Source organism: Algoriphagus aurantiacus (assembly GCF_035156405.1).
In the GTDB taxonomy this organism is placed as follows: domain Bacteria; phylum Bacteroidota; class Bacteroidia; order Cytophagales; family Cyclobacteriaceae; genus Algoriphagus; species Algoriphagus aurantiacus.
In genome coordinates this window covers 1-15,354 of the sequence record NZ_JAXRUT010000052.1, presented here as the reverse complement: position 1 = coordinate 15,354, position 15,354 = coordinate 1, and the positions used below count along the sequence as shown (strand labels likewise).

Genomic DNA, 15,354 nt, shown 5'->3' with positions numbered 1-15,354 from the left:
CAAAAAGACCTGTACCAACTTCTTCCCTCAAACTGGAAGCAGCACAGACCTAAACCGATTCTCTGAAATTCCTAATCCAAAACATATGGGATGCTCGGAGCGATACCTATATTCACCATTCAAGGCACACACAGCACCTACCCAAAAGTGGCGGTTCAGATGCTAATGAAAAGTTTTCTGTCTATTCAAACCTGACTGAAACTGAAAGCCGATACTTAAAAAACAAAATCCCGGTTATGCTGCAAACCGGGATTTTGATTGAATAAAACTATGCTAAACCAATCACTACATTGGTTCCGTTGGCTACCACATCGAAAACAGGTGACTTCATTGTAAATCCGATCAATTCCTGTTTTTGCTCGTCGGTCAGATCACCTTTAATGTCAAAGGTGACTCTGATTTGTTGATAGCCATTGCGCACCTGGTCGTTGAGGCCAAGGAAACCTTGCACATCAATGTCCCCTTCAAATTTAGACTCGATGCTTTCTATTTCAATTCCTCTTGCGGCAGCATGCAACGCCATGGTTGTAGTCATACAGCCAGACAAAGCAGACATAAGATATTCCACTGGGTTGGCGCCTTCATTGTGTCCCAATAAAATTGGTGGCTCACCATTGTTAAATACCCATGCCTCTTCACGTGAAGTGTCTTCCTGACATCCACCATAAAAGTCTTTAACGGTAGCCTGATTGTGACCTCCGGTGATCCATTTGTTTCTTACGCGAAACTCAAATTTTGCAATTTCAGGATTCTCCTGAATAGCGTTGATCGTGCCTACGATCTCTTCGGATTTAAATCCGTTCACTGTTGTTTTAGTTAATGCTTCCATTATTAAATAATTTAGTTGAACAATGGTTTCTATTAACCAAGCGCAGTGCCAATCAGTTAATTAATTGAAATTCAATTTGTTAGGTGATTCACACACTAACGATATCTCGTTAGTAACGAAACTTCGTTAACTTAATCTCGTAAAATCGTAATTATGGCAGACAACAAATCCGTTCGCAAACTACCTTCAGGGTTAATTGTGCTGAAAAAGATCTTGGAAGGAACTTCAGAACATACCGGAGCAAAGTTCTTTCAGTCATTAGTGAAAAATTTAGCGGAGTCATTAGATGTCCATGGCGTCTGGGTTACAGAATATCTGATGGAAGAAAATCGCTTACGGTCACTGGCTTTTTGGTTTCAAGATCACTTTGTAGACGAATATGAATACGATGTTAAAGGAACGCCCTGCGAACCGGTTTTGAAACATACCAATATCTATCACATACCTGATAAAGTGATCAAATTATTTCCTGATGATCCAGACCTAAAGCCTTTTGGTACAGTAAGTTACATGGGAATAGCATTGTGTGATGATGATGGAAGTGTAATGGGCCATTTGGCACTCTTGGATAATAAACCGATGGAGGAAATTCCTGAGGCGTTCGCCATTTTCAAAATTTTTGCTGCACGTGCAGAATCTGAACTTAAGCGACTCAAGTATGAGCAGTTGCTGGTGGATAATGAGGCGAAACTCAATCGCTTAGTAAACGGCACCATGGATGGACTAGTGGAGTTTGATCAGGAAATGTTGATTACGCAAGCTAACCAATCAGCCCTGAAGACTTTCAAAACAAAGATTGATTCTTTTATTAAAAAGCCGGTTAAGGATTTACTTGATCCGGAAGGATTTAAGAAACTTGCTCAGTGCGTCCTTCATCTGGAAAAGCAAACTGGGCATCTATGCTCTACGTTCATACAGGGGCATATCGGTTTTATAAAATCCAATAAGGAAACGTTTCCTGCAGAAACTACCCTTTCGCGGTATCGGTTTAAAGACCAGGACTATTACGCATTATTTATTCGTAATGTAGAGGATAGTGTTAAAGACCGGCAAGAGCTGAAGAAGTTAACCTTAGAAACCACCTTGCTCCGTGAAAAAATAAACACCCAGGGTTTTGATGATATTATAGGCAACAGCCCTGCTATTTTAAAAGCCATGGAGCTTGTTACCCGAGTCGCTCCAATGGATTCGACTGTTCTGGTGCGAGGTGAAACAGGCACAGGAAAGGAGCTTTTCGCACAGGCCATTCACAAAGCCAGTAAGCGAAAGAACAAACCAATGGTTACATTAAACTGTGCCGCTTTACCCTCTGAATTGGTAGAAAGTGAATTGTTCGGGCATGTGAAGGGTGCTTTTACCGGGGCGGCTACTTCTCGGGAAGGACGGTTTTTATTAGCTGATAAAGGAACGATCTTTTTAGATGAGATTGGGGAATTGCCATTGTCGCTCCAAGCTAAGTTGCTGCGCGTTTTACAGGAAGGTGAGTTTGAGCCTGTCGGTAGTTCGAAGACACAAAAGGTTGATGTGCGCGTGATTGCTGCTACCAACCGTGACCTAGAACAGGAAGTTAAAATAGGCAAATTCAGAGAAGACCTGTTCTACCGGCTAAATGTTTTTCCTATTGCCGTACCCCCACTCCATGAACGAGGCGAGGATATTCTGCTGCTTGCCAATGCCTTTATGGAAAAGTTTGCCAAGCGGTCAGCTCTTTCGATTAACCCTTTGAACGAGGTGCACAAGCAACGCCTACTGGCTTATACCTGGCCAGGTAATGTTCGGGAGCTGCAAAACATCATTGAACGAGGAACTATCACGCATGTAGCTGGTAATTTCAATCTTGCCCCCTTAACTTCAATGCCCGCAGATATGACATCTGATAAATCAACGGACAACAGCATATTGACAGAATCAGAAATGCTGGAACTGGAAAAGAGAAACATCATCAAAGCGCTGGACGCCACAAATTGGAAAATTTCAGGGGATGACGGCGCTGCTGCACTGCTGCAAATTCCACCTACCACTTTAAGTTCGAGAATTGGTAAATTGGGTGTTAAAAAAAAATAAAAACCTGACTACCTAATATTAAAATTAAATAAGCCGTGGTAGGGAATCATTATATCATTTTTGAATTGAAGAGATTATAGGAATATAAGGAGGACTTATTTTGATTGTAATTCTTATAGTGATTCTAACTAAGTAAGACTTACTAAAAGGATATGATAATCCTAAGTATAATCCATCTTCCAATAGCAGGTGGATTATATTTTATTAATTATTATTTTAAGCGCGTTTGCTCCTCTGAAGATTGAACTTACTACAAAGTACATATTAACATGTGGAAACTTTGTAAACGGTCTGACTATTGAGAAAATTCGAGTTGACTCTATTGGACAGGTTTTGTAGCTATTACTGCAAAAAAATACTTAGTAAAGCACTATGAAGAACCTGTAAGACAACGCATGATTATTGCGACAGAAGCTGCTTATACCTTGTGTTGAACTACTTAAATTTAATAAAATAGGGCATTTCGCAGAACTGTAGGTGAACTTGCTTGGATTTGGGAATAGCCTGTCCCGAGAATCGGAATTACCCCCGAGCTAGAAACTTTATTCATGAAGAATTGGTAGTAAGGTTATTCATGAATACTTCGTATTTCACCCGTTGCAATTACCATCTTTTTGGTCTGTATTCATCACTCAAGGCTCATTCTTGTCGGTGCACAAATATGTATCCCGAAAGGCTCACCGGTTTTATAAGGTCAAGCGTCCGTTCTCAGGACAATTTATACATATAAAAAATATGCGTAACTGGTTGAGTATATTCACTACGTTAGCTGATAATTAAACAAAACCCCACAAAATGAGGAACATTTTTTCACTTCACACTAAAGCTTTTCTGGAGGATGATCCATTCCGCAGCCATAGGTTAGCTTAGTCACTTGTTTTAAATTCGGCCATCTTTCTTCCGATATGTTCCATTACTTCATTGAATTCCTTTGAAGGACTGAAATCAAGCAGTTTAAGATTTTCCTGAACAATCGCCGTATGACCTGGAGGTAAATAAAAAACATCACCAGCTTGAAGAATTTCTTCATTGCCATTGTCATATTTAATCAACATGGCACCCTCTAGAACATAACCCCAATGTGGACAATGGCAGCTGTTATGCGGCAGTCCTTGGAGCAATGGCGCGACATCAGTGCCCTTTGGTAACTCGTTAAAGGCAACTGTCATACCACCATAATCTGATTGTGCTCTCATGATAGTATCAGGTGCCTGCATTGTTACTGGAATATTTTCTATGTTGATTTTCATAAATATCTAGTTAATGAGTGTGGAAGATAGCTACTGGTATAGAAACTCAAAGGCATTATAAATATAATAAATAACCCAAAATATTTTAAATCTGATTACTTTAGAAAGGAGAGATAAATAAATCAGGAGTGTGGGCAAGACTACAGAAATTAATGGTCGCCTTAAGCCATAAGCTCACAGCCTGTCCCGCCCAAACGGGAGCGCCTAAGCCAGATAAAGGTCGGCAATACCTGAGGTTTTGGCGGGAATACAGCATCAGGATGCCTTCGTTCATTTAGCACTAGGAACCTCCAGTTGATCTTTCATCCACCTTCAATTCCTTCAGGTGGATGAAAGGTGCCTTTTCCACAAGAGAACGGTTTAACCATTTAGCTTACGCTAATAATAATAAGCTTAGATGTGATGATGGCTAAGCGAAAGATGTCGCTCAATGAACTTTCTGAAAAAGTGGGCTTAACGCTCTCTAACCTCTCCATTCTAACACGAAAAGCAAAAGCCATTCAGTTTAGTACACTCAAATTAATATATGAACTGTTGAATTGCCAACGGGGTGACATTTTAGAATGTGCACGAAAGAAAATGAAATTAGAAAAGGGAATTTCTGGCAGGATAAAATAGTTTTTTCCAAATTGAAGATTGAAAACCTACCGTAGGTTTAAATTTAAAGCAATGAAGATTCTTACCCTAATTTTATGCACTATAGTCCTAATTGCCACAGGATTACCCTTGATCAATTCGGCAGAATGGTGGATTAGAATCTTTGATTTTCCCAGACTTCAAATTGCTGTTTTGATCTTATTGGCGATGATACTTGCCTATGCTTATTTAAATTTCAAAAGGGCATACAAGTTACCATTGCTGCTGATTCTGGCAGTTTCCCTGGTATATCAGCTAAAGTTTGTTGTAGTCTATACGCCACTTTACAAAACTCAGGCAAAGGATAGCAATAAGCAGCGGGCAGATAACAGCTTTACCCTACTGGTTATTAATGTATTCATGGAGAATGAGGATAAAGAGAGTTTCCATGAGCTGGTGAAAAGGGTTAAACCAGATGTACTTCTGATTAACGAACCTGATCAAGTTTGGGCAGAATCTATCAGCAAACTTGACGGCGACTTCCCTTACTCGGTCAAATATCCACTGGATAATACCTATGGCATGATCCTCCTATCAAAACTTCAGCTGACTGAAAGTGTTGTGAATTTTTTAGTAAAGGATAGTATCCCGTCAATTTTTACAAAGATAACCCTCCCATCAGGGAGCAAATTTGATTTTTATGGTGTTCACCCTGAGCCGCCAAAGCCTGGAACCGATACCTATGAAAGAGATACAGAATTGCTTTTAATCGGCAAAGAAATCAAAAAGTCCAATAATCCAACTGTAGTTGCAGGTGATCTGAACGATGTAGGCTGGTCAGATACTTCAAAGCTTTTCAGAAAGTACAGTGAACTCGTCGACCCTCGTGAAGGCAGGGGACTATACAATTCCTTTAGTGCTTTTGTGCCTTTGTTGCGGTATCCGCTGGACCATATTTTCTACTCTAAGGAGTTTGGATTAATAAGCATAGAGAAATTGGAAAGCATAGGATCAGACCATTTTCCGATTTTCATTGGTTTAAATTATGAACCCGATGAGGATAATACTGATGGTTTAGAAAAAACAGATCCCGATGAGGAAGAGGAAGTTGAAGAGAAAATTGGAGAGGGCAAAAACGAAGGGAATAAGGATTAATTCCAAATTGAATAGTAGGATTTTCCATCAAATTTGAGTTGAAAGTAGTCTGAAGTAGATGGAAATAAAAAAGCAGGCATTATGACCTGCTTTTTAGATTGTTTCAAATAGGATAAATCGGGCTGCTATATGTTAGTCGTCAATCCCGAAATTTGTCTGTTTTATATATTTTCATCTTAGCATTATTATTATCATACCAAGACTCCACAAAAGTTTCTTGAGGGGATGTACCCACAGTAACCTCCTCTCTATCTACCCACCCCGGATAGCACCCAAAACAGTTAAAGTAATATTCCTGAACAACACGAATATCATGTGCACCAGCAGGAGGCTGAAGATTGATTATTTGATTGACGTCTACATCTTCACTCCAATCATTAGAATAATATGAAACATCCACCGGAATATCAGTATTGGAATTAGCTCGCTTGTACACCAAAAGAACTCTTGCCCAGCCTGGCCATCTGCTGCTGGTTTTGGTTGTCCCATTCCAGATACGGGCATCATTTTTATACCTTATTCGTTTATTGTCGATTAATTTGGAGGTACAATTTTGAGCAGTATATTCGGTGGTGTAGCCCATTTTAGCAAAGGTATTGTCTTTAAGATATCGAATGGTATAGGCAATCGGCACACCGGGATTGTTTTTGCTGTACACTGCATTTTCTCCGGTAATAATAGGTTTCAAATCCCCAAAGTTTTTTGCATTGACTGCATCTGTGGCAACCGCAGCATTACCGCCGATGGTTACTGTGGTTATACTGGATTTGGCGAGGATGGATTTATATTTGGCTTCCAATTGACCGGATGCACTAACAATCCCCCCTGCATAGTTGAATGCCGCTTCCAATTCAGAATCTGTAGATTCTTCCGTAGTCTCCATTCGGAACATGATGATGCGGCCATAAGACACGGATTGGACATAGGCCGGAGGCGTTTCGGAGGTCAATTTGCTTTGTATTTCTGGAAGCGAAACATCTTTTGCAAATACGCTTGAGGGATTTTCGGGGGTGTCCATGGTAATGGTATAGAATACCTGTTTGAATACCATCATGGCCACTCTTTTTTCCGAGCTGCTGCTATAATCAAATTGTGCAGACACAGCCCCACTTGCCCATTCCACATTCAGCCCTACATCAAGACTCATTTGCTGGGACGAATAAGATGTAGTCGCCTGATATGAAGAGTTCGCAGCATTTACATATCCTTCCTGATAGGCAGTATTATTCCAGTGTTCCAGTGCCTTGTCTATCCCTGTTTGTACATCAGAGTTTGACGGGTTGTCTATGACAATGGTACCGTTTGCTCCTATTCCCGGCAAATCTACACGCAGGGTGACCGGTGCTCGTTTTAAGGTAAGCGGATCGGGAAGGCCGTCTAACATTCCGCTATTTCCAATCACCAAAGCCCCGGGATAAACGATTCCATTTGTCGGTCTTAGAATGGCAACATCATCAAAATTGGTCGCCATGCTATAATCTGTTGTTCTACAGGTTTGTTCAACGCCTAATTTGGGAGGACTATTATCTGTCTTGTCGTTAATTATTTCACGTGACTTAGATCCTCCACTGATGTTTTGAACATTTAGTAATTCGTTAGGGTCATAATTCAATCCTGATATGATAATGTTGATTTCATTTGACTTGTCAATATCTCCAGGACAATTATCCGTACAGGGCTCTTCGCCATCTATACTACAAGCTATAAATGCTGCACTACACAAGAGAATTAAAATTCTTGGTGCTAAAAGTCTGATTTGTGATTTCATGATCAATTTGTTTTGTGGTTTTGTGTTATTTTTTGCTTTGTGGAACTACCCGCTTTTGGTCTGCAGTACCTCAAGCGGGCAAGACCACAAAACATAATTTGTTGCGCTACAACACCACTAACCTAGATTGTTACTATCATGAATGAAAAAATGCAGGGGGTACAAAGGGGGTACACCCTTTAATTTCAATAAAAGGATGGGGTTAAGGAAAAAGAAGGCTTGAATTATAGAGAAAGAATGCTAGTCTCCAAGGACTCCTCTGGAGGGAGTTCCATTTTTTTACGTAGTCTCTGCCGTGCTTTTTTGATTCCGTCAGTCGAAATATTGAGGATAACGGCAATTTCTTTTGAGGAAAGATTCATTTTTAAAAGTGCTATTAACCGAAGTTCATTTTTGGTCACTTCGGGATACTTTTCGGTTACGGTTTTACTGAAGTCCTTATGCACTTGCTCAAAATACTGGATGAAATTTTCCCAATTTTTATCATCCTGTTGGTCAAAATTGATAGTCTGTATCAGTTGCTGGTATCCCTGTATCCCCTTTTCCGATGCCTTAAATTCCCTGGCTTTTTGTTTGACCTGTTCGAGAACTTCATTCTTTTTGGCCAGATGCATGGCATAGGTAGTGAGTTCCTTCTTTTTAAAGTCGAGCTCCGCATCTACTTTTTCTTTCTCCAATTTGTTACGTTTCATTTTTTGGCGGATACCATAAAAACTGATACCAAAGACCAATAAAGTAAGCCCTAGACCAGAGCCCAATAACCACTTTTGAAGGCTGCCTACTTTTTCCCTTTCTTCAAAAAGCGCAATTTCAATTTCTTTTTGGGCAAGTTGATACTCCTTTTTTTCAGTATCGTATATGATCCTAAGCTCTTCAATTTGCTGTGATTTAGTGGTGTTGAAAATAGAATCATGGAGTATTACATATTTTTGATAATCTTCATAGGCATTATAATAATCTCCCAAGTCCATAAAAGATTTTGATCTATGGAAGTAGGAAGTACTCTGGGTAGCTATTGAACCCGTACTATCTCCAAATGCTAAAGCGTCCTTAAAATACAAAATTGCCTCTTGAGGCCGATTCACACTATTTAATGTGATGCCTATTTCGTTCAATGATTCAGAGATTTTCTTTTTATTATCCCCTTTTTGTGCCAAGATCAAGCCTTGGTTCAGCACTTTCAAGGCCTCATCGTACTGCTCCAAGGAGGCTAAACTTTTTCCCAAATTTGTCAAGGCACTCGATTCCAGGTTTATACTTTTGGTTTCGTTTGAAAGTGCTACGCTTTGTTTCAGAAACTCAATAGCTTTCTTATATTCCTTTTGGTAATAATAGGTGTTGCCAATATCATTCAAGGCCTGAGCTGCAAAGGTCTTATCATTTTTTCTTTTATAAATTTCAAGTGCTTTAAAGTTATATTCCAAGCTCTTTTCGAAGTTTTCAAGACTTCCTTCTATCCCTCCCAAGCTATTGAGGGCATCGGCCATTCTCAAGGAGTCATTTAACTTTTCAAGCAATCGTAATGCTTTTAAATTATCTATTAAGGCTAGTTTAAAATTTCCTTTTTCAGTGTTAGCCATACCTCGAATCTGATAATCCAAAACAACAGTTTTGGGTTTGCCGATACTATCACCAAACTGCTCAATATTTTGGGTAAACAGTTCAATTGACCTGTCATAATTACCCAACTCATATTCAACAGCCGCAAGCTGCTGATTAGCCATTCTTATACCCCAATCCATATTCAGTTTGAGATATGACTCATAGGAATTTTGGTACAGGATTTTTGCAGAGTCAAGATTGTTGATATTGTAATAATAATTGCCCAAGGTGAAAAAACTGTTTGCAATGCCCTTTTCAAAATTTAATTTTTTGGATAACTCCAATCTTTCCAACGCATAAGCCTTTGCTTTTTCGATGTCATTGTACATGTATCTATCTAAGAGGTGATGCAAAGTACTGACCTTATTGGTGTCGTTGGCCTGTGTTTTATAAGCGAGTAACAGGCTATCTGTTTCTTCATTATTTTGTCCCCAAGCCGTAAAAAATATGCAAGAAAGGGCCAACATGATAAAAAGGCGGCAATTGGTTTTCATAATACGAGGTTTTCGTTTTAAAAAAGTATTGTCCAGTACAAGCTATATAAAAAAATTGAAAATAAGGGATATATCCATCTCGCGGTCAGGGTTTTGATGAAGTGTCCAGCAGTAAAAATAGTTATTTACAATTGTGAGTTTTGTATTTTAACTTACGCTAGTCAAATTTTTAAAAAAACAGAAGACAATGAAAAAATCAATCCTGACATTTTTATACTTGGTATTTGCAACTGCAGCTTATTGCCAGACAAAAGAGACCGATTCAAAATTGAATTTCGGTTTTGAAAATGCTTTAATCGAACAACCTGTTGGATGGGAAAATTTCGGGAGTTCCGAATACATTATTTCTCTCGATTCCATTACTACAAAAAGCGGGAAATATGCTGCTTCAATTGAGTTTAACGAAGGGAATCCAGAGTTTAAGGCTTGGTCCTTTACACTTCCTGACAACTATGCTGGAAAGAAAATAACCCTTACAGGTTATATAAAAACCGAAAACGTGACCGATGGATATGCCGGACTTTGGATGAGAATTGACCCTTCAATTGCTTTTGACAACATGAATCAAAATGGCGTACAAGGCACCACAGACTGGTCAAAATATGAAATAACCCTCGGTATGAATCCGGAAAAAACCAAGCAAATTGTAGTTGGGGGATTGTTAGTGGGAAAGGGAAAAATGTGGATAGATGATTTGCAGGTTTCCATAGATGGAGAAAATATTGAAAACCTAAAACCTATAGAAAAGAAAATATACCCTGCCGATACAGATAAGGAATTTGATAATGGCTCTCTTATTCCCAGTATTTCGGCCGACAAGAATCAAATCGAAAATCTTAAGACTCTTGGTTTGATATGGGGCTATTTAAAGTACTATCACCCTACCGTTGCCAATGGAGAATACAATTGGGATTATGAGCTTTTTAGAATTCTTCCTCAAGTACTGAATTCTGAAAATAAAGAAAGCAGGGATGAAATTCTGGTGAAATGGATAGAGAATATTGGTCAGTTTTCTGAAGGTGAAGGAACCATAATCCAATCTACGGAAGTAAAAATTGAGCCTGATTTGGATTGGATTGAGAATTATGGTTTTTCGGGTGAACTCACAACTTTATTGCTTAAGGTAAAGAATGCAGCTAGACCAAATGAGCATTATTATATAGGATTACAACCTTATGTGGGTAATCCTGAATTTAAAAACGAGAATTCTTATTCATCAATGAAGTACCCTGATGCAGGTTTCCGAATGTTGTCTTTATACAGGTATTGGAACATCATTCAATATTACTTTCCATATAAAAATCTGATTGAAGAAGAATGGGAAAATGTGTTGGAAGAGTTCGTTCCAAAATTTTTAGCTGCCAAGAATGAAACAGATTATACACTTGCAGTCCTGGAACTAATAGGAAGAGTAAACGACACACACGCAAATATTTGGGGCAACAATCAAATTCTAATCAATCATTACGGCCTCCGTTATGCTCCTGTAGACTTGACTTTTATTGAGGGAAAAGCAGTGGTCACAGGTTACTATGATGAAAAATTAGGGAAGGAAACTGGTTTAGAAATTGGTGATGTGATCACGGCTATCAATAGCAGACCTGTTGAAGAAATCGTCAATGAGAAACTGAAATACTCACCTGCTTCAAATTATACGACCAAATTACGTGATATAGCTCCTAAACTTTTACGGACAAATGATTCAACAATCAATGTTGAAATTGCTAGAAATGATAGAAAAGAGAGTAAAAGTTTAAAAACATTTTCCTCCAATGAAATCAATATATACAGTAAATATTCCGTTTCAGATACTAGTTTTAAGATGATCAATAATGAGATCGCTTATATCAATAACGGTTCCCTTAAAAGAGAGCATCTGTCTAAAATTTGGGGAGAACTAGAAAATACTAAAGGGCTGATTATCGACATTAGAAATTATCCTTCTGATTTTCCTATTTATGATTTGAGTGCTTATTTAATGCCTGATAGCACACCATTTGTTAAGTTCACAAATGGAAGTATAGAACATCCTGGACTTTTTACTTTGAACCAATCCATAAATGTGGGGGAGAAAAACCAAGATTTTTATAAAGGCAAAGTTGTAATCCTAATCAATGAGATATCACAAAGTTCGGCGGAGTTTCACGCAATGGCATATAGAGTTCATCCCAATGCGACAGTAATAGGTTCAACCACAGCAGGCGCTGATGGGAATGTTTCACCATTTTATTTGCCAGGTGGAATAAACACCATGATCAGTGGAATTGGGGTTTACTATCCGGACGGAACAGAAACCCAAAGAATCGGTATTGTACCTGACATTGAAATAAAACCTACAATTCAAGGAATCAGAGAAGGTCGAGACGAATTGATGGAAAAAGCAATTGAAATAATAAACAGGCCATAAGTCGGACTTTAAAAGCATATCTCCTGATGGTAGAAGGAAAACACCTTAACCATCCTCCATTGGAAGCCGACGCCCAAACCAGAATGAAGATTTTCAGAGTGGATCCACACAAAGATTTACCCATAAAGATAGACCATATCCGATTTTCGGCTAACCAATACTTATGGTTGTGGTATACTCTTAATTATATATAGATACCTTTCTAAATTGAATAATATTTCTGTTTGGGATTCCGACCATCCTTAAAGACTTTATTCACAAAGAGTTTGTATTGATTGGGTTCAAAAGTGCATCGTATTTAACCCGTAGGAACGACCATCTTTTTGGACTATATTCACCATTCAAGGCACACATAGCTCATATAACTTAGGGCCGGAATATTACATTCGAGACTTGTTCTTCGAATCAAAATTATTCTTGGATGAAAAATATTTATTCGAATACCGCCACAAGTCATATGCGCGAAACGTTGTGCTGCATTCAAAGTGCCAAAACATGAGACTATTGAATTTTATAATTTAAAACTTAAATAATATGAGAGGATTTTGTTTGTTGTTCACTTTTTTTTTCCTGATAAATAATCTACAAGGACAAAATACCAAAGTGATAATTGATGCAGATACAGGTAATGAAATTGATGATATACCCGCTATAGTGCTGGCATTAAAATCGGGTAAGATTGATGTGTTGGCGTTGACAGCTGCACAATGGGACCGTTTTGAGGTATGCGGTCGCCAAACCATGCACGAAAGCTGGGTACTAAACAACCGTATCTTGCAAACGTTAGGGATGGAAAATATCCCCAGTTTAAAAGGGGCAAGTGAAATGGTTGGTAAACAGTGGTCTTTAGAACCTATTCGCCCAAACGAGGCATCAGATTTCATTATTAAAAAGGCTTTAGAAATACCTAAGGGCGAAAAGCTGGTAATAATAATTACAGGAACAGCAACCAATGTAGCCACAGCAATTAAAACAGAACCAAAAATTATAAATAAAATAGCCGTGTATTTTATTGGTACAACTTTCGATCAAAAACGACAAGCAATAAACAAAAATGAATTTAATGTACGCAATGATTTAAATGCTTTTGATATTTTACTTGACACAGAAAACCTCGAATTACACATTATGCCAGCCAATATATGCACCGAATTATTGGTTATACAAAAAGATATTGATACTCGACTCAAATCCAATGATGGAATTAGTGATATGCTGAGGGAACGCTGGAACGAGGTGAATAAAGACTCTACTAAGTGGATAATGTGGGATTTTGCAATAATATACGCAGTAATTAATCCCCAGTGGACAAAACAGATTTTGCGAAAAACGCCCCCAGAGAATACTCCCCGGGAAATATTTCTCTATACCGAAATTAACTCCGAAGCCATGATGGAAGACTTTTGGAAAGTATTTTTAAAATAGCTGGTAAGAATATAGATTTAAATTGAAGTTTGATAGGAATTAAATTTAATAATAATAATAATGCACTGCAGCACACATGAGTAGACGGCCGTGAGCCATAAGCCCACAGCCTGTCACGTCCAAGCCGGAGTGCGCCAAGCCACGGCACACAGGTCTCACCCCACCGTTCGTATGGTTCTATACGACGGTTTGTAAAAGGAACATTTGAGATACAGGAAAACCATATAATAAATATTAGAAGAGTAGTCTATGGACATAATGGACCAGGGCTATCTAAAATAGAAAAAGATGATTAAGAAAGTTATATTAACGTAGCTGAAGCAAAAAGAAAATAAACTACCACTAACCCGCAATAAAAATCATAGGTCAGAAAGCATAGAATTTTAACGAAACAGCATTGCATAAACAACTCGTTAACTTGCAAGTTAGTAGCGTTTGGAACGCACTACATTTCTTATTGCCAAACGTTAAAGGGTACTTATAAACAATACAGCAATGAAAAGAATATTTTCAATACTCATCTGTATAAACGTTATAACTTCTTGTGATACTAGGCAAGACAACCGGTCTAGGGTTGTGGAAAAATCCATAGAGAAGATTTCTAACATACATGACCATCACGTACATATAATGAGCCCACAACTCATTAATCTATGGAAGGAAATGGGAATTCCTTTTTCTAAAGAAGACAAGTCCTATTCAGACATTGACACAATTCTTCGTGCAACAAGTGCAAAATCCATTTCATTGGTTTCTATGGCTTACGTTTTTTCATCCGATGAATTTGGAGGAGGCACCGGAAATGGAGCGAAAAAAACCCAAAATGAAAACGATTATCTTGCCCAAGCAAAATCAAAATACCCACAAAAAATAAAAGCATATTATGGCATAGATCCGCTAAGTGATTTCGCACTTGCGGAGATAAAAAGATGTTATAAAAAACTAAAATTGGACGGAATAAAACTGCATCACAATGCTTCGCAGGTTTACCTCACAGAACCCGAACACCTGGCAAAAGTAAAATCCATATTTCAATATGCTTCTGACAACAAAATCCCAATTTTGATGCACTTTGATAATTCACACCCTAAATTCGGAAGAACGGACGTGAAGATACTTGCGGATTCAGTTTTGTTGAGTCTTGACTATGTGAACCTACAAATAGCCCATTTTGGAACATCGGGTGGTTTCAGCCAAAAGACAAGGAGTGTTTTGGATGGCTTCATTGAATTATTTCAGTCAAACCATCCAATTTCAAAGCATAAAATCACATTCGATATTTCGGCTGTTTGCCTTGACAAAGATGCGGAAGGAGTAGCACGTCTTACGGAAAAGGAGTTTGCAGAATTAGCCGTTTATTGCAGAAAACTTGGATTTAACAGAATAGTATTTGGGACAGACTACCCACTGTATCGAAGTACCGAATACCTCGATATCCTTAAATCAAAACTTAATCTGACAGAAAGTGAACTTGTCATACTTTTGGAAGATAAATAAAATGCCCTATAACTTCGAACTACACATAATACTGGCGGAATCACGAAATTAAAGGCGGGTGCATTGAGCACTTTTTTAGTGCTTAACCTAAGAAACAGTCTTGAAACTCCGCACTATGTGTAGCCATGGTCCTTATGTACAAGCAAAAAGATGAAGAGACTTCTTAAATATTCATTTATAGGTATCGCTCCGAGCATCCCATATGTTTTGGATTAGGAATTTCAGAGAATCGGTTTAGGTCTGTGCTGCTTCCAGTTTGAGGGAAGAAGTTGGTACAGGTCTTTTTG

At 38.4% G+C, this 15,354-nt stretch carries 10 protein-coding genes; 6 read left to right on the top strand and 4 right to left on the bottom strand.

Annotated features, from left to right (window positions below; all coding sequences use genetic code 11):
* Positions 1-268 precede the first annotated feature (268 nt).
* Positions 269-829, bottom strand: coding sequence for an OsmC family protein (locus SYJ56_RS25270; RefSeq protein ID WP_323839088.1), 561 nt, complete (start codon positions 827-829; stop codon positions 269-271).
* A gap of 153 nt (positions 830-982) precedes the next feature.
* On the opposite strand from SYJ56_RS25270, the gene SYJ56_RS25265 reads away from it, so the two are divergent.
* On the top strand, positions 983-2,893 hold the full coding sequence (locus SYJ56_RS25265; RefSeq protein ID WP_323839086.1) for a sigma-54 interaction domain-containing protein: 1,911 nt from the start codon (positions 983-985) through the stop codon (positions 2,891-2,893).
* Positions 2,894-3,759: 866 nt separating this feature from the next.
* Here SYJ56_RS25265 and SYJ56_RS25260 read toward each other — a convergent pair.
* Positions 3,760-4,143 (bottom strand): cupin domain-containing protein, encoded by a 384-nt coding sequence (locus tag SYJ56_RS25260; protein WP_323839084.1) that lies wholly within the window; start codon positions 4,141-4,143, stop codon positions 3,760-3,762.
* Positions 4,144-4,545: 402 nt separating this feature from the next.
* On the opposite strand from SYJ56_RS25260, the gene SYJ56_RS25255 reads away from it, so the two are divergent.
* The gene (locus SYJ56_RS25255; protein WP_323839082.1) at positions 4,546-4,761 is read left to right on the top strand and encodes a helix-turn-helix domain-containing protein; all 216 of its coding nucleotides are present in this window, start codon (positions 4,546-4,548) and stop codon (positions 4,759-4,761) included.
* Positions 4,762-4,812: 51 nt separating this feature from the next.
* A complete protein-coding gene (locus SYJ56_RS25250) occupies positions 4,813-5,874 on the top strand; it encodes an endonuclease/exonuclease/phosphatase family protein (RefSeq protein WP_323839080.1) in 1,062 nt (353 codons plus the stop codon).
* A gap of 139 nt (positions 5,875-6,013) precedes the next feature.
* Here the strand turns inward: SYJ56_RS25250 and SYJ56_RS25245 are convergent, their stop codons facing one another.
* Both SYJ56_RS25245 and SYJ56_RS25240 read right to left on the bottom strand, forming a co-directional pair.
* Positions 6,014-7,642 (bottom strand): thiol-activated cytolysin family protein, encoded by a 1,629-nt coding sequence (locus SYJ56_RS25245; protein WP_323839078.1) that lies wholly within the window; start codon positions 7,640-7,642, stop codon positions 6,014-6,016.
* Between the two features lie 224 nt (positions 7,643-7,866).
* Positions 7,867-9,738, bottom strand: coding sequence for a tetratricopeptide repeat protein (locus SYJ56_RS25240; protein WP_323839076.1), 1,872 nt, complete (start codon positions 9,736-9,738; stop codon positions 7,867-7,869).
* 187 nt (positions 9,739-9,925) lie between these two features.
* Between SYJ56_RS25240 and SYJ56_RS25235 the strand changes: the two genes are divergently transcribed.
* The 3 genes from SYJ56_RS25235 to SYJ56_RS25225 all read left to right on the top strand — a co-directional run bounded on the left by SYJ56_RS25235 (position 9,926) and on the right by SYJ56_RS25225 (position 15,067).
* Positions 9,926-12,145: a S41 family peptidase gene (locus SYJ56_RS25235; protein ID WP_323839074.1), complete on the top strand. Its 2,220-nt coding sequence runs from the start codon at positions 9,926-9,928 to the stop codon at positions 12,143-12,145.
* Between the two features lie 534 nt (positions 12,146-12,679).
* Positions 12,680-13,570 (top strand): nucleoside hydrolase, encoded by an 891-nt coding sequence (locus SYJ56_RS25230; RefSeq protein WP_323839072.1) that lies wholly within the window; start codon positions 12,680-12,682, stop codon positions 13,568-13,570.
* 495 nt (positions 13,571-14,065) lie between these two features.
* Positions 14,066-15,067, top strand: a complete 1,002-nt coding sequence (locus SYJ56_RS25225; RefSeq protein ID WP_323839069.1) for an amidohydrolase family protein — start codon at positions 14,066-14,068, stop codon at positions 15,065-15,067.
* Positions 15,068-15,354: the final 287 nt, after the last annotated feature.